This window comes from Burkholderia cepacia ATCC 25416, from assembly GCF_001411495.1.
In the GTDB taxonomy this organism is placed as follows: domain Bacteria; phylum Pseudomonadota; class Gammaproteobacteria; order Burkholderiales; family Burkholderiaceae; genus Burkholderia; species Burkholderia cepacia.
The window spans coordinates 1,046,153-1,061,546 of the sequence record NZ_CP012983.1 but is presented as its reverse complement, the minus strand read 5'-3'; the positions used below and the strand labels follow the sequence as shown (position 1 = coordinate 1,061,546).

Annotated in this window: 14 protein-coding genes; 10 read left to right on the top strand and 4 right to left on the bottom strand. The window is 62.7% G+C overall.

Going from position 1 to position 15,394, the window contains the following annotated elements:
* Positions 1–65 precede the first annotated feature (65 nt).
* From APZ15_RS36960 to APZ15_RS36945, 4 genes are read left to right on the top strand one after another with little or no spacing between them, the layout of a single operon-like run.
* Positions 66–1,952, top strand: a complete 1,887-nt coding sequence (locus APZ15_RS36960; protein WP_051363327.1) for an extracellular solute-binding protein — start codon at positions 66–68, stop codon at positions 1,950–1,952.
* 19 nt (positions 1,953–1,971) lie between these two features.
* On the top strand, positions 1,972–3,024 hold the full coding sequence (locus tag APZ15_RS36955) for a microcin C ABC transporter permease YejB (protein ID WP_027792453.1): 1,053 nt from the start codon (positions 1,972–1,974) through the stop codon (positions 3,022–3,024).
* The gene (locus APZ15_RS36950; protein WP_027792454.1) at positions 2,978–4,084 is read left to right on the top strand and encodes an ABC transporter permease; all 1,107 of its coding nucleotides are present in this window, start codon (positions 2,978–2,980) and stop codon (positions 4,082–4,084) included. The genes APZ15_RS36955 and APZ15_RS36950 overlap by 47 nt, the downstream gene beginning before the upstream one ends.
* The gene (locus APZ15_RS36945) at positions 4,084–5,754 is read left to right on the top strand and encodes an ABC transporter ATP-binding protein (protein ID WP_226153373.1); all 1,671 of its coding nucleotides are present in this window, start codon (positions 4,084–4,086) and stop codon (positions 5,752–5,754) included. The genes APZ15_RS36950 and APZ15_RS36945 overlap by 1 nt, the downstream gene beginning before the upstream one ends.
* Before the next feature lie 105 nt (positions 5,755–5,859).
* On the opposite strand, the gene APZ15_RS36940 is transcribed toward APZ15_RS36945, so the two are convergent.
* A complete protein-coding gene (locus APZ15_RS36940) occupies positions 5,860–6,783 on the bottom strand; it encodes a recombination-associated protein RdgC (RefSeq protein ID WP_027792455.1) in 924 nt (307 codons plus the stop codon).
* A gap of 374 nt (positions 6,784–7,157) precedes the next feature.
* On the opposite strand from APZ15_RS36940, the gene APZ15_RS36935 reads away from it, so the two are divergent.
* Positions 7,158–7,559: a hypothetical protein gene (locus APZ15_RS36935; protein WP_021157904.1), complete on the top strand. Its 402-nt coding sequence runs from the start codon at positions 7,158–7,160 to the stop codon at positions 7,557–7,559.
* Between the two features lie 90 nt (positions 7,560–7,649).
* Here the strand turns inward: APZ15_RS36935 and APZ15_RS42465 are convergent, their stop codons facing one another.
* Positions 7,650–7,880, bottom strand: a complete 231-nt coding sequence (locus APZ15_RS42465; RefSeq protein WP_027792456.1) for a DUF2147 domain-containing protein — start codon at positions 7,878–7,880, stop codon at positions 7,650–7,652.
* A gap of 152 nt (positions 7,881–8,032) precedes the next feature.
* Here APZ15_RS42465 and APZ15_RS36925 point away from each other — a divergent pair, with 152 nt between their 5' ends.
* Positions 8,033–8,863, top strand: coding sequence for an oxidoreductase (locus APZ15_RS36925; RefSeq protein WP_027792457.1), 831 nt, complete (start codon positions 8,033–8,035; stop codon positions 8,861–8,863).
* Positions 8,864–8,942: 79 nt separating this feature from the next.
* Positions 8,943–9,959 (top strand): AraC family transcriptional regulator, encoded by a 1,017-nt coding sequence (locus APZ15_RS36920; protein ID WP_226153374.1) that lies wholly within the window; start codon positions 8,943–8,945, stop codon positions 9,957–9,959.
* A 308-nt stretch (positions 9,960–10,267) separates the two neighbouring features.
* On the opposite strand, the gene APZ15_RS36915 is transcribed toward APZ15_RS36920, so the two are convergent.
* Positions 10,268–11,287 carry an AraC family transcriptional regulator gene (locus APZ15_RS36915; protein WP_027792459.1) on the bottom strand — a complete coding sequence of 340 codons (1,020 nt, stop codon included), beginning with the start codon at positions 11,285–11,287 and terminating at the stop codon, positions 10,268–10,270.
* A 15-nt stretch (positions 11,288–11,302) separates the two neighbouring features.
* Positions 11,303–11,755 carry a GNAT family N-acetyltransferase gene (locus APZ15_RS36910; protein ID WP_027792460.1) on the bottom strand — a complete coding sequence of 151 codons (453 nt, stop codon included), beginning with the start codon at positions 11,753–11,755 and terminating at the stop codon, positions 11,303–11,305.
* 638 nt (positions 11,756–12,393) lie between these two features.
* On the opposite strand from APZ15_RS36910, the gene APZ15_RS36905 reads away from it, so the two are divergent.
* Genes APZ15_RS36905 through APZ15_RS36895 form a run of 3 tightly spaced genes read left to right on the top strand, consistent with a single transcriptional unit; the run spans position 12,394 to position 15,129 of the window.
* Entirely contained in the window at positions 12,394–13,263 is an 870-nt protein-coding gene (locus APZ15_RS36905) for an ABC transporter permease (RefSeq protein ID WP_049097966.1), read from the top strand.
* Positions 13,250–14,101 carry an ABC transporter permease gene (locus APZ15_RS36900; RefSeq protein WP_027792462.1) on the top strand — a complete coding sequence of 284 codons (852 nt, stop codon included), beginning with the start codon at positions 13,250–13,252 and terminating at the stop codon, positions 14,099–14,101. The genes APZ15_RS36905 and APZ15_RS36900 overlap by 14 nt, the downstream gene beginning before the upstream one ends.
* Positions 14,098–15,129 (top strand): extracellular solute-binding protein, encoded by a 1,032-nt coding sequence (locus tag APZ15_RS36895; protein ID WP_027792463.1) that lies wholly within the window; start codon positions 14,098–14,100, stop codon positions 15,127–15,129. Before APZ15_RS36900 ends, APZ15_RS36895 begins: the two co-directional genes overlap by 4 nt.
* The last annotated feature ends 265 nt before the right edge of the window (positions 15,130–15,394 follow it).

The window sequence follows — 15,394 nt, the reverse complement described above, 5'->3', positions numbered from 1 at the left end:
CGTTCCCGCATTTCGAATCGACATGGCACCGGCCGCGCGCCGGTGCGATCACACGAAGACCGATGATGACAGTATCGATGTTGCATGCGCGGCGCGCGCAGGCGATCGCGGCCCGGGGCGCGATCGCCGTGTGCGCAGCCGCGCTCGCGTACGGCGTCGCGATCGCGAGCGCGGTGGCTGCGCCGGCGATCGCGCAGTTCGGCGCGCCGAAGTATCCGGCGGGATTCACGCATTTCGCGTATGCGGACCCCGACGCGCCGGACGACGGCACGCTGGCCTTTCAGAACTACAACGAAGCGCAGAGCTACGATTCGCTGAACCCGTTCCTCGTGCGCGGCTCGCCCGCACCGGACATCAAGAACCTGATGTTCGACACGCTGATGCAGCGCAGCTGGGATGAGCTCGCATCCGAGTATGCATTGATCGCCGACGACGTTCAGGTCGCGCCCGACGGACTCTCGGCCACGTTCCACATCGATCCGGCCGCACGTTTCTCCAACGGTGACCCGATCACGGCGGACGACGTCAAATACTCGTTCGACACGCTGTCGGGCCCGCAGGCGTCGCCGCTCTTCAACGCGCAGTTTTCGGTGATCCGGCGCGCAGTGGTCGTCGACGGCCACACGGTGCGCTTCGAGTTCAAGCATGCGGAGCGCGACGCCGCGCTGATCGCGGGCGACCTGCCGGTGTTCTCGCCGAAGTGGGGCATGCGGGCCGACGGCACGCGGCCGCCGTTCGACCAGATCGCAACGGTGCCGCCGATCGCGAGCGGCCCTTACCTGATCGAACAGCGCAAGAACGACAAGCAGATCGTCTATGTGCGCAACCCGCGTTACTGGGCCGCGAACCTGCCGTCGCGACGCGGCATGTACCGCTTCGCGCGCGTGTCGTTCAAGCTGTATCTCGACCAGTACACGATGCTGGAGGCATTCAAGGCCGGCGACATCGATGCGCGCATGGAATACAGCGCGACGCAATGGGCACGCCGTTACGTCGGCCGCAATTTACGCAACGGGATGCTGAAGCAGGGGGAATTCCCGGACGGCCCCGCACAGATGCAGGGCTTTCTGATCAACCTGCGTAAACCGCAGTTCGCCGACGTACGCGTGCGTCATGCATTGACGCTCGCATTCGACTACGACTGGATGAACCGGATGATGTTCTACGGGCAGTACCGCCGCACGGACAGCTTCTGGGCGGCGAGCCCGTTCGGCGCGAAGGGCATGCCGAGCGAGCGCGAGCTGGCGCTGCTCGCGCCGTATCGCGCCGAACTGCCGGCCGAGGTGTTCGGCCCGATGATCCGGCCGCCGTCGACGCTGCCGCCTGGCTCGTTGCGCGCGAACCTGAAGCAGGCGCGCGACCTGCTCGCGCAGGCCGGCTGGCATTTCCGGGACGGTGCGCTGCGCGACGCGAACGGCACGCCGATGACGATCGAGATCATCGACGACCAGCCGGGCATGGACCGGTTGATCCTGCCGTACATCCAGGCGCTCGGCACGCTCGGCATCCGCGCGTCGCTGCACGAGCTCGACAGCGCGCTTTACCAGCGGCGCCTGGACAACTTCCAGTACGACATGACGACCTTCATCTATTCGCCCGTCACGATCCCGGGGGCGGAGCTCGCACGCCGTTTCGGCAGCGCGGCGGCGTCCCAGGTCGGCTCCGAGAACTATCCGGGCGTGAAGTCGAAGGCGGTCGACGCACTGATCCGCGCGGCGCTCGCGGCCGACACGCTCGACGATCTCGAGACGGCCACGCACGCGCTCGACCGCGTGCTGATCAACCTGTACATCCTCGTGCCGCATTACTACCTGCCGAACGCACGGATCGCGTACAAGGCGAGCTACGGACATCCGGCCATCGTTCCGGATTCCTACCAGTACGAGGACTGGATCATCAGCTACTGGTACCGGAAGAAACCGGCGGGCGCCGCGCGGGTTTCCGGTACATGACGGAACGGAGAGCACCACGATGATTGGCTACATATTCCGGCGGCTGCTGCTGATGGTCCCGACGCTGATCGGCGTCGTGACGATCACGTTCGCGGTCACGCAGTTCGTGCCGGGCGGCCCGGTCGAGCAGGTCCTCACGCAGTTGCGCCACGGCAGCGCGCACGGCGGCGAGGCGGGCGGCGGAGGCGGGGGCTACCACGGCAGCCAGGGCGTCGATCCGCAGCAGGTCGAGCAGATCCGCAGGCAGTTCGGCTTCGACAAGCCGCCGCTCGAGCGCTACTGGATGATGCTGAAGGCATACGCGCGATTCGACCTCGGCGACTCGTACTTCGTCCATGCGCGCGTGTGGGACGTGATCCGCTCGAAGCTGCCGGTGTCGATCACGCTCGGGATGTGGACGGTGATCCTCACGTACCTGGTGTCGGTGCCGCTCGGCATCGCGAAGGCGGTGCGCAACGGGTCGCGGTTCGACACCGTGACGAGCGTGCTGGTGCTGGCCGGCTACGCGGTGCCGGGCTTCGTGCTCGGCGTGCTGCTGCTGATGCTGTTCGGCGGCGGCACGTTCTGGCAGGTGTTCCCGATGCGCGGGCTCACGTCCGACAACTTCGACGACCTGACGCTGATCGGAAAGGCGCTCGACTATCTGTGGCACATCGTGATGCCGGTGACGGCGTCGGTCGTCGGCAACTTCGCGATCGTCACGATCCTGACCAAGAACACGTTCCTCGATGAAATCGGCCGGCAGTACGTGCTGACCGCCCGCGCGAAAGGCGTGCCCGAGCGCGACGTGCTGTGGAAGCACGTGCTGCGCAACGCGGCGATCCCGCTGCTGACCGGGCTGCCTGCCGCGTTCGTCGGCGCCTTCCTGAACGGCAACCTGCTGATCGAGACACTGTTCTCGCTCGACGGCATGGGGCAACTGTCATACGACTCGGTGATCCGCCGCGACTATCCGGTCGTGCTCGGCTCGCTGTTCCTGTTCACGCTCATCGGTCTTCTGACCAAACTCATCGCGGATATCTGCTATGTCCTCGTCGACCCCCGTATCCAGTTCAACAGCCTGGACCGCTGAGCGCGACCGCGCCGGCCAATCGCCGTCGCCGTGGCGGCGCACGTGGTTGCGTTTTCGCGCGCAGCCGCTCGGCTACTGGAGTTTCGTGATCTTCGTCGCGCTGTTCGCGATCAGCCTGTTCGCCGACGTGCTGTCGAACGACCGTCCGCTCGTGCTGCGGTATGACGGGCACTACGCGTTCCCGATCGTGAAGGACTATCCGGAAACGCGCTTTGGCGGCGATTTTCCCGCGAAGACGAACTATCTCGACCCTGCCATTCGCGCGAACCTCGACGCGCGCGGCAACTTCGCGATCTTCCCGCCGAACCGATACCGCTACGACACAATCGACTATTTCGCTTCGCGGCCGTATCCGGCGCCACCGTCCTCAAGCAACTGGCTCGGCACCGACCAGTTCGGGCGCGACGTGCTCGCGCGGCTGCTGTACGGGTTCCGGCTGTCGGTGCTGATGGCGTTCGCGTTGACCGCGTCGGGCATGCTGATCGGCGTGCTCGCGGGGGCGGTGCAGGGTTTCTACGGCGGGCGCACCGACCTGATCGGCCAGCGTCTGATCGAGATCTGGAGCGCGCTGCCCGACCTGTACCTGCTGATCATCTTCGCGTCGATCTTCACGCCGTCGCTGTGGCTGCTGTTCGTGCTGCTGTCGATGTTCGGCTGGCTCGTGCTGTCCGACTACGTCCGGGCCGAATTCCTGCGCAACCGAGCGCTCGACTACGTGAAAGCGGCACGCACGATGGGGCTGTCGAACGCACAGATCATCTGGAGGCACGTGCTGCCGAACAGCCTGACGCCGGTGATCACGTTCCTGCCGTTCCGGATGAGCGCGGCGATCCTGTCGCTGACGAGCCTCGACTTCCTGGGGCTCGGCGTGCCGCCGCCGACACCGAGCCTCGGCGAGCTGCTCAAGCAAGGCAAGAACAATCTCGACGCGTGGTGGATTTCTGTATCGGCTTTCGCGGCGCTGGTCGTCACGCTGCTGCTGCTGACCTTCATCGGCGACGCACTGCGCAACGCGCTCGATGCACGCACGCGTGGCTCGGCATTTGGCGGAGGCCGGTGATGACGAACCCGTTGCTGGAAATGGATGGCTTCTCCGCCCGATTCGGCGACCGGACGGTCGTGCGCGAGCTGAGCCTGTCGGTCGAACGCGGTGAGCGGGTCGCGCTCGTCGGTGAGTCGGGCTCGGGCAAGAGCGTGACCGCGCTGTCGATCATGCGGTTGGTGCGGCAGGCAAGCTTGTCGGGGCGCGTGCTGTTCGACGGTGAGGATCTGCTGACGAAGAGCGAGCGGCAGATGCGCGGCATCCGCGGCGCGGACATCGCGATGGTGTTCCAGGAGCCGATGACGGCGCTCAATCCGCTGTATACGATCGGCAAGCAGATCGCCGAGAGCCTGCGGCTGCACGAGGGGCTGAGGCCGGGCGCGGCGCGGACGCGCGGTATTGAGCTGCTGCGGCGCACCGGGATTCCGGAGCCGGAGCGCCGCATCGACAGCTTTCCGCACCAGTTGTCGGGCGGCCAGCGGCAGCGCGCGATGATCGCGATGGCACTCGCGTGCCGGCCGCGGCTGCTGCTCGCGGACGAGCCGACCACCGCGCTCGACGTGACCGTGCGCCAGCAGATCGTCGACCTGTTGCTCGACCTGCAGGAGCAGGAGGCCGCCGCGCGCGGGATGGCCGTGCTGTTGATCACGCACGACCTGAACCTCGTGCGGCGCTTCGCGCAGCGCGTGGCGGTGATGGAGCACGGCGTGCTCGTCGAGGCAAACGAAACCGGGGCGCTGTTCGACGCGCCGCGGCATCCCTATACGCGCCGGCTGCTCGACAGTGCGCCGCGCCGCGCGATCGAGCCGGTCGCGGCCGACGCGCGAACGATCCTTGACGTGCGCGCGCTCGCGGTCGACTACCGGACCACCGCGAAAGGCTGGCGCGCGGTATTCGGGCAGACCGCATTCCGTGCGGTGCACGACGCGCAACTGAGCTTGCGTCGTGGCGAGACGGTCGGGATCGTCGGCGAGTCGGGCTCGGGGAAATCGACGCTCGCGTCGGCGGTGCTCGGCCTGCAGCGGCCTGCGTCGGGCGAGATCGAGATCGACGGGCTGCCGCTTGCGGCGCTGCGCGCGAAAGCGGAGCGCCGCGCGCTATACGGGCGGCTGCAGGTGGTGTTTCAGGATCCGTTCGGTTCGCTGGCGCCGCGCATGACGATCGAGCAGATCGTCGGCGAAGGGCTCGCGCTGCATCGGCCGGAACTGGCGGGGGCCGCGCGCCGCGCGCGCGTCGCGGCGTTGCTGGAGGAAGTCGGGCTGCCGGCCGACACGATGCTGCGTTATCCGCACGAGTTCTCCGGCGGGCAGCGGCAGCGGATCGCAATCGCGCGGGCGCTGGCGGTGGAGCCCGAACTGCTCGTGCTCGACGAGCCGACCAGCGCCCTCGACGTATCGATCCAGAAGCAGGTGCTGGCGTTGCTGACGAGCCTGCAGGCCCGGTATCGGCTCAGCTACCTGTTCATCACGCACGATCTGGCCGTGATGCGCGCGATGGCGCACCGCGTGATCGTGATGCAGGCGGGGCGCATCGTCGAAGAAGGCGACACGCTGCAGGTGCTCAATTCGCCGTCACACCCTTACACGCGCGCGCTGCTGGCGTCGTCGATGCTCGACGACGCTGCCGGGGCGCAGATCGTGCAAGTGTGTGCCGGATCGACGGACCGTTCGGCCCGGCTCATCCCCTGAGCCATCAGCCGGATGCGCGCATGGGGCCGGCAGGCGAATCGGCAGACGAATGCGTGGCGGAGCGATTGCGGCAAAGCAGCCAGGATCCGCGACAACCGACGGTGTTCAGGCGGCTGCCTTTTGAATCGAGTCGTGCTGCTGTTCACCCCCCAGGCTTTCGACGAGATCGGCCAGCATCCGCGCCAATTCACCCGTCATCAGCGTGACGTCCGAATCGAAGCGCTCATCGTCGTTCTGCGCGGTGGGATCCGCCGCCTCCTTGATCACGTCGAGCGGCGACACGCGCTTGATCGTCAGCGACGGCGTCAGCACGAAGGAGATCCGGTCGTTCCAGGTCATCGCGAGGCGCATGCATTGCTTGCCGGCCTCGATGTGTCGGCGCATGTCGTTCGCTTCCAGCGCGTGGCCGACGTATCGCACCGTGGCGCCGCCTTCGCCGCTCGAACGCAACTCGGCGTCCTGGTCCACGGTGAATCCGCCCGGCGCCTCGCCGGACAGCAGCCAGTCCGTCATCGCGGCAACCGGCGAATGCGCCACTTGAACGCCGGCGAGCGGCAACTGGTCGATCGATTTGACGAGCAGGCCGCGAATCTCGTCGGCGAGCGCCTGTGAAGCCGCATCGATGACGAGCCAGCCGTTCACCGTATCGATCCACACGCGAGTATCGCGGCGAATGCTGAACGCGCGCGGCAGCAGTTCGTCGGTGATCTGCTCCTTGAGTTCGCGCAGCTGCTTTCGTCCGACCTTGAAGCCCTGTTGCTCCTCGACCTCGAGCGCCCGGGCCTTGGTCACCTGATTGATGACCGACGCCGGGAGCAGCTTCTTTTCCGAACGAAACACCAGCAGCATCTGCCGGTTGTTCGAATACACAAGCGCGCCGTCGTCACGCGGCGACGCCCATCCGAAGCGCTGCATCTCGATGCTGTTGCACGGCTGAAACGCATAGGGCGCCAGCCAGGCTTCCATCTGGTCGGGAGTAACGGCCCAGGGGGCCGGAAGACGATGAAGCTGAAGATTCTTGAACCACATGGGCGTACGGGCAAAGCGCATCATTCTATATGACGGCGACGTTTGCCGGCCAGGCGGGGCGTCAAACGTCGATACATCGGCTGAATTTGCCGTTGACGCCGGACGTCTACTTCGCGCGAAAGCCCAACGCCCGATGCCCGTCATGGACAGGATCGCACCGACGGACGCGAGCGTCGAATGCCGGCCTCGGTCGAAGCAGCGGCCCTCCGATCGTGGAGTAGTATTCCCCCATGTCCGGGTTATTGTTCTGCCTCTCTGGCCTACGGCCAGCCCGTCCGTGACGGGGGCAGCAAGCTCGCTGAAGGGCGTGGAAACTGCTTCAACGATACGTGTGGCGGCGTTGGCCATGACAACGGCATCGACGGGAATGCATCATGTCAACCGAGTGGAAGCACCGCGTCAGACTGTTTATCCAGCGCTTCTGGCAGCCGACCAGTGCGTGCATGACCTGCATGCCGGGGAGCTGGGGCAACATCATGAGCGTTGCCCACTGGACTATCGCATTTCATACAGGTCTGCTTACCGGACTCCTGGCTGTCCTTTTGACGTTCACGCCCGTGGCGAAACTCTATGCGCATCGATACGGCAATGCGCTGATCGTTGGCTGCCTGACGACGTTGGGCGACGCCTACTCGCACACGAGTCACTACCGCATCCCCTATCTCGAGCACATCGTGACGGGCGCAATTTCAGGTCTCCTGACGCTGGCGGCCTCCTATCTCCTCGAAGACCGCGCGCGACGCCTTCGGGCGGTATGGGCTCGGGTATTCGGATAGCTTGTCCGTTTCATCGGAGCACTCCAGGAAATCCACCGACGAATGCCCACGGCATCGGGGTGTTCTTGGTGCCTTTCGACGTGTATTTCGCTACCCGTTCGCGCGATGAAACACCCTGGTCTGTCCCAGCGCGGAAATGCCGAGGTAGCCGTGTAGAAGCATCTTCCCGTCCTTGATGGTCGCCTTGCAGGTGTACGTGCGCCCCGCGGAGGCGTCGTAGAGAGCGCCGCCGATCCGTCTGCGATAGACAACCGGATCGTAAGGGCCGAGGCTGGATCGGACAGTGACGGATGGCGCCGCTCCCGTTGCGAACGGCGCCATTCCCCGCGGAACAGGGGCCGCGCGGCGGAGCGCTTCCCGGCCGCCGCGCTCGCCATGGCGCGAATTGCGACCAGAGTGGCGCCTTTCGTTAGTGCGTCGGCGCCGTGCGGCGAGTAACGTTCACGCCAGTCAGAACTCGGTGAGAGACCACGATGTTTGATAGAAGCAAGAAGACGGCCCTCGTGACGGGCGCCTCCTCGGGCATGGGCAAGGAAATCGCCCGGCAACTGATCCAGGACGGCTTCCAGGTCTACGTGGCTGCACGGAACCTGGACAAGATGATCGACCTCGAACGCCTCGGCGCGAGGCTGCTGCGCATGGACATTTCCCGCGACGCGGAGATCGTGGCGGCCGTCGAGACGATTCTCAAGGAAACCGGGGGCGTGGATGTGCTCGTCAACAACGCCGGGTTTGGGCTGTACGGGCCGGTGGAGGACATCGGCATCGAGGAGGCGCGATACCAGTTCGAGGTCAACGTGTTCGGCACGGCCCGCCTCACGCAGTTGCTCCTGCCCGCCATGCGCGAGAAGGGCAGCGGCACGATCGTCAACATCACGTCGATGGGCGGCAAGATCTATACGCTGCTCGGTGCGTGGTATCACGCGACGAAGCACGCCCTCGAAGGCTGGTCGGATTGCCTGCGGCTCGAACTCGCGCCGTTCGGCATCCGCGTCGTGATCGTGGAGCCCGGCCTGATCGAGACGGGGTTCGGCGACGTGGTTTCGCGCAGCCTGCTGACCCGCTCCGGCAGCGGCGCCTATGCGAAGCTGATCCAGGCTGTCGCGAAGGCGACGCAGCAAGCCTACGGCAACGGACGCGGCACCGACCCGGATGTCATCGCCAACGTCGTATCGCAGGCAGTGCGCGCGAGGAAACCGCGCACGCGATACGTCGCCGGCAAGTACGCGAAACCGATGATCCTGATCCGCGCCTGGTTGGGCGACCGCGTGTTCGACCGCATCATCATGAGCCAGATGCGCTAGGATGATCCGCGCGCCCGCCACGAGCCGGGCGCGCGAGCGGCAGGGGCTTTTCCACGCAGGGGTAACGATGGGCGCAGTCATGGCAGACAGATGCAAGATACCGCGGGCGTTCTGGCGCTCGATGGCGCACGCCGGCTTGGCGCCGGCCGCGGTACTGCGTCAGGCCCGGTTACCCGCCACGCTGCACCTGAATCCGCAAGCGCTCGTGAGCACCGACCAGTACTTCGCGCTATGGAAAGCGATCGGGCAGCTGGCGCCGGAGCCCGGTCTGGGCATCGCGCTGGTGACCGGGAGCGAAGCCGCAACGCATCCCCCTTTCATCGTGGCTGCGTTCCATGCGCGAGACTATCGCGACGGCCTCGAGCGGGTTGCCCGCTTCAAGCGGCTCTGCACGCCGGAGCAGTTGCATATCGTCGAAGAGGGCGGCGAATGCATCCTTGCCTCGGCGTGGCCGTACGCAACTGAACCGGAACCCGCCGTTGCGACCGACGTCACGTTCGCGATGCTGCTCGAACTCGGCAGGCGCGGCACTGGGCAACACGTGACGCCGCGTCGCGTGGAGTTCGTTCGTACCGGCTCGAGGGACGAGGTCTACCGCGCGTATTTCGGCTGTCCGATTCGCTACGGTGCTTCGCGCAATGCGCTCGTGCTGAAATCGACCGATCTGGGCCGTCCGTTTCCCGGTCACAATCCTGAATTGCTCGACATGCTGACCCCCGCACTGACGGCGGCGCTGGGGGAAATCGACGCGCGCAGCCCGATCCGCGAGCAGGTGAAAGTCGTACTCAAGCGATGCCTCGCAAGCGGCCGGCCGGAACTGTCGGGCGTCGCGCGCGACCTCGGAATGAGCGAGCGGACGCTGCAACGGCGCATTACGGACGAAGGCACGACGTTCCGGGATCTGCTTGCCGAAGCGCGACAGGAGCTCTGGCGCCGGTTGCTTGCGGACCCGGCCGCGGGAATCGATGAGGTGTCCTGCCTGCTGGGTTACCAGGACACGAGCTCGTTCTATCGCGCGTTCCGCGACTGGGAGGGCATCACCCCGAACCGGTGGCGTGAACTGAATTCGCCGGGCGTTGCGACCGAACCGGTCTGACGCGCGGACATACTGCCCCGAACTTCTCTCCGTAGCCGCGACTGGTTGACGGCTACGCAGAAGCAGGCGCCCAAAGCGCGTCGCCCTGTATGACGGTGACGTGCCCCGGACGAAAAATTGCTCAGCGCGCCGAACCAGGTCAGAACGGCGGAACTATCGGCCGGGTTGGCGAGGAAGCGACAGGATTTACCCATATTGCGCGTCGTGTCGGCGTGCACGCCGCCGTGTTCTTTTCCATACAGTCAAAAAGTTGTCAAACTTCTTCTTGCATGTGGAATCGAGGCAGGGGCGGTAATGAAATGTCGCGATCATTCAGGTGAAAATCTTGACCATCGTTTCATTGCCCGACTGAATGCGGAGGAATTCTTATACCCCAATCTGGCAGCTATCTCCTTGATTGTATATTCCTTTTCCGCAAGATATCGCGACGTCAGATCTTGTCGGACAATATCGTACAGGTCGCTAAACGATGTGCCCATTTCCTGAAGCTTCCGCTGCAAACTCCGCATTGACATTCCGAGTTTTCTGGATTGTTCCGCAATATCCTGGCACGTAGGGTCATCATACATAAGACCGAGGAGCCGCCCGATGAGGTCGGACGGAACCCAGTGCGCCAGTTCAAATTCACGCTTGGCGCACGCTTTCCTCGCGACTTCGAATTCGATCGGATGGGCGAGCGGAAGGGCAATCTCCAGCACCGATGAGCTGAATTCGAGGTAATTCTCGTCGGCCTCGAATTCGATGGGGCAGTCAAAATATTCGGCGTAAGAACTCGCGTGTGGCGGCTCGGGAAAAACAAACCCTATTCTGGAAAAATCTGGATTGTGTCCGATCAAATCGCGTATCTGTCGACGTAAGGCGGTAAATACCATATCGGTATTTACGACAAGCAGGTCGGTACGATAGGTATAGCCGCCAACTATAATTCTCGCGGTCTCGCCTATTGTGGTTATCCGGATTCTGAAATAACTGATCCCGAGCAACGGATGCTCGAAGCCCATGCGCAGCGCATCGCCCAACGTCGGGCTCACCAGCATTGCGTGGCCGCGCAGGCCGTACGACGTCACCGGGATCGCATATCCGATATGCAGTCCGATCGCGCTGTTGCCGGTCGCTTCCAGCGCATTCGCAAACAGGACCATTTCCTGTGCATGCGTCACCATTGCACCGGGTCGCTCGATGTCTGCAGGAGAAATGCCGGTGCCTTTCAGCAAGACGTCGACCGGAACACCCATGCGCTTCATCAAATCGAGCGTGATGAAGATGGTGTGCAGTGGCGCTGGACATTGCGCAGCAGTGCGGCGAATCGCGTCGGCTACCGGCTTCATTCGACTCCTTGGATTCTAGTCCACAAGCAACTTTGTAAATACGACCTGACACCCGTACTCGTCCAATTCGCCGCGCTTCCACCCAAGACGCTGGTAAAAGCCATCGGCCCGCGAGCCTGGATCGGTCACAAGGGTGACATGATTCACTCCCTTGTCTTTCAGCCATGTAAGCGCACGGGCAAGCAGCTCGCGGCCGATGCCGACACCATGGAACTGAGGTGCCACAAACAAGGCCGAGATGAACGGCGTCTCGGTGATGACTGGCAGACAGACCCCGGCGACCTCGTCGTCACATTCACAGATCCAGCCGCCTCCCTGCCTGATTTTCTCGATCAGGAGGTTGCGGTTCAGAAGATGAACCTGGTGGGGATGGATTCTATTCTCGCTCACGGAGAATCGCACATCATAAAAAGCGCCGACGTCGCGCTCAGTCATCGGTCGGTATTCTAGCTGCTCAGCAGTGGCCATGTTTTTACCGTCTCTCTTCTCGTTATGTGAAATTTACGTGGCGAAACTCGGATAACTATCTCACGATTTTTGCAAATTCTCCAACGAACGTGATCGCGGGTGTCAGATAGCCGTGGTGGTCAACTGAGCACCATAACGAACATTCGTCAACAGAATTATTGTGAGTGTTATTGATCCGTTTGAAGTGTGTCGCTTGTTGTTCGCGATGGCGCAGTTGGCGCTGCATGGAAACCGTGGTATCCACGTGTTCGCTCCGGAGGCTGGAGTCAAGCGATTCTGCCGGTGACGTCGTCGCACACCCCGCGAATTATCGGTTTGGCGTCGGCGCATGACGCTGTGCACCGTGACAGAACATTTAGACGAAATGTTCGGTTAGCCCCGAAAATTATGGATGGCACCCTCAGTAAGACTCGAGCGCGGAAATTTCTATATATGCAATAATCCGCAATAAAATACATTTCCTCAAATTTATAATGGAAATGGCACACAGAGGTAACACATTGGCGTGATCGGCACACATGCCGACTATAAATGATGCCATCGATTTGGTACGCTTCTTGCCAATCGAACTGAATGATTTGAGGTAGTTGGCAGTGCGCCGAGTCCCAATACTCAATCTGCTGAAATCATGGCGGCCAATGACCAGCCCGACGGCGCTCGTCATGATCGCGGGCGTTGTCCTTCCGATGATCGTTCTGGCAGTGGTCTCGCTCAGTGCACCGCGCGACTTCGGCGGCGTCTCGTGGGGCGACTTCACTGCCGGGGCATACGAGCGGATTCTCTTCGATCGGGACTGGGATGGGGGACGCGTTCTTCAGCAGGGTTATCTCGCCATTTTCATCAGGTCGATGACCATGGCCGTACTGACCACCGCGGGATGTCTGCTGATCGCGTTCCCGACGGCGCTGTTCATGGCGACGCGCTCCCTGAAGTGGAAGGCCACGTTGCTGATCCTGGTCACGATCCCGTTTTGGACCTGCGTCGTCGTCCAGATGTACGGATTGATCATCGTCATTGCGGACGACGGCCTCTTGAATCAGATGTTGTCCCGAGCCGGCCTCATGCATGGCCCGCTCGGATTGCTCTACACCGATCTTGCGACGCTGATCGGTCTCGTTTATGCATTCACCCCGTTCATGGTCCTGCCGATCTTCGCTGCGCTTGATGACTTCGACTGGCGATTGGCCGAAGCGGCCTACGATCTGGGGGCACACAAGCCGGCGGTACTGGTCCATGTCGTCGTACCGTGTTGCCGTCCGGGCATCATGGCAGGAATCGGGCTCGTCTTTGTTCCGGCGCTGGGTTCCTATACGATCCCAGGGCTGCTCGGCGGTAACCACGCTTTCATGATCGGCAATCTGATCGACTTCCAGTTTGCCGGCGGACGGGATTGGCCTTTGGGCGCCGCGATGTCGTTCGCGTTGCTCGCCGCTGTGCTTCTGGCGATGCTCGCGTCTCGACTAGGTTCGCTCTTCCAACGGCAGGAGCGCGTTCATGATTTCGCCTGAACTGCGCCGGTTTCCGCTGACCGCAACGATCGCGTGCGCGGTGCTGGTGTTCCTCTATCTGCCAATGCTGACCGTGATGGCGATGAGCTTCAACGTCGGCCCGTCGGCCCTCATATGGGACGGGTTTGGCATTCGAGGTTACGTCGAGGCCTGGTCCGATCCGACACTGGTCCGCGCCGCGAAGAATTCACTGTTGCTGGCGCTGGCGTCGACGGTGCTCTCCACCACGCTCGCGACGAGCGCGGCGGTCGCCTGGTGGTCGAGAAGTGACCGGCGTGGTTTCGATTCGGTCGGACTCGTCATTGCGCTTCCGCTCGCGATACCTGAAATCGTGCTGGCGATCGCGACCATGATGCTGTTCTCGATGTTCGAGTCAGAGCTTGGATTCGGCGCTGTTCTGTTTGCTCATGTGGTGTTCAGTGTGCCGCTTGCCTATCTGCCGATCAAAGCCAGACTCAAGACGATCGATCGCACGCTGCTCGAGGCGGCCGCGGACCTGTCGGCCACGCCATGGGCTGCATTTCGGCAAATTACCGCGCCTTTGGCTCTACCCGGCATCGTCGCAGGGGCTTTGCTGTCATTCGTCGCGTCGATGAATGATTACGTCACCAGCTACTTTCTCGCCGGCGCCGGCATGACCACATTGCCGATGTATATCTTCGGTGCATTGAAGATCGGAATCACACCCAAGGTCAGCGCCGTGTCAACCGTCGTCATCGGCCTTTCGACAATCCAACTGACGGTAGTCTGGATCATCGGTGCGCGAGGTAAAAGAAGATCCAGGGCCGAGCAGTCCGAGATACACCACGCCAATCTCCACGCAATAGGAACAGCATGAAAAAAACAATCGGAGCGATGTTGCTTCTTGCCGCTGTCACGACCCAGGCCGCCGAGCTACATATCGGAAGCTGGCCGAACATCCTGCCTGTCAATTTGCTCAAGAAGTTCCAGGCTGATACCGGCATCGAGACGACACTCGACACCTATGCGAGCGATGCAGCGCTGACCCAGAAACTGCAGGCAGGAGGAGGGGGGTACGACGTTGTGGTCGCCGGAGACTACTACGTTCCGGTGCTCGTGAAGTCCGGCCTTCTGCTCAAGCTCGACAAGCGCAAGTTGCCGAATGTCGCAAACATCAAGCCTGAGTACCGTCATCCGTCGTTCGATCCCCAGCGGGACTACGCGATGCCCTTCACGGTTGTCCTGACCGGGTTTGCCTACGACAGCGCGCGTGTGCCGGGTGGACGCCTCGACGATAGCTGGAAGTCGTTCTTCGAGCCCCCCGTGGCACTTCGCGGCGAGATCGGCGATCTGGACGTCGAGGAGGAACTGTACATGGCAGCGAGCTGGTATCTGGGACAGGATGAATGCACCGAGCGCCCCGATGATGCGAAACGCGTCCTCGACGTACTGCAGAAGCAGAAACCATTCGTGAAGACCTATAGCAACGACGGAACGGTCGATCGTCTCGCGTCCAGGCAAATCATCGTTCAGCACGTCTGGAATGGTGCCGCTGCGCGAGCACAGGATCGCTTGCCGACTATCCGGTTCGTGTATCCGAAAGAGGGCGTCCGACTGTTCATGGACAGCCTGCTTGTTCCGGCAAAAGCGCGAAATGTCGACTCGGCCTACAAGTTCATCGACTGGATGATGCGACCCGAGAACATCGCGCTGGTGACGAACGCGCTACGGTACAGCAACGAGATTGTCGGATCGGAGCGCTACATTGATCCTGCGCTGCATGACAATCCTGCGATCAAGACGCCGGAGCAGTATAAGGATCGACTCAAGCCTTACAAGATGTGTTCACCTGCAGCGATTCAACTGCGTAACAAGGTCTGGCTGAAGCTGAAGGGAAATCAATGAAGCGCGCTGAACGTCGATGGTGTCCCGGATGACCGGTCCGCTCTGGCAGAAGTGGAGTCGATCGTGAACGAGGCGCGCCGCGCAAGCGCGCCAGCCACTGCCTCTGCCTCTGCCAGATTCACCCAATGCGGTCGTCGTCCCCAACGGGGATCGAACACCAGGGCACGGAGCCGGTAATCTGTCGCCGGCCCTGCCTGTGTTCGGCGACTCGCGAGATCTCAGCGCAGGCGGTTCGCGATCCCCCTCTCGATCGCGCTTTTGATTT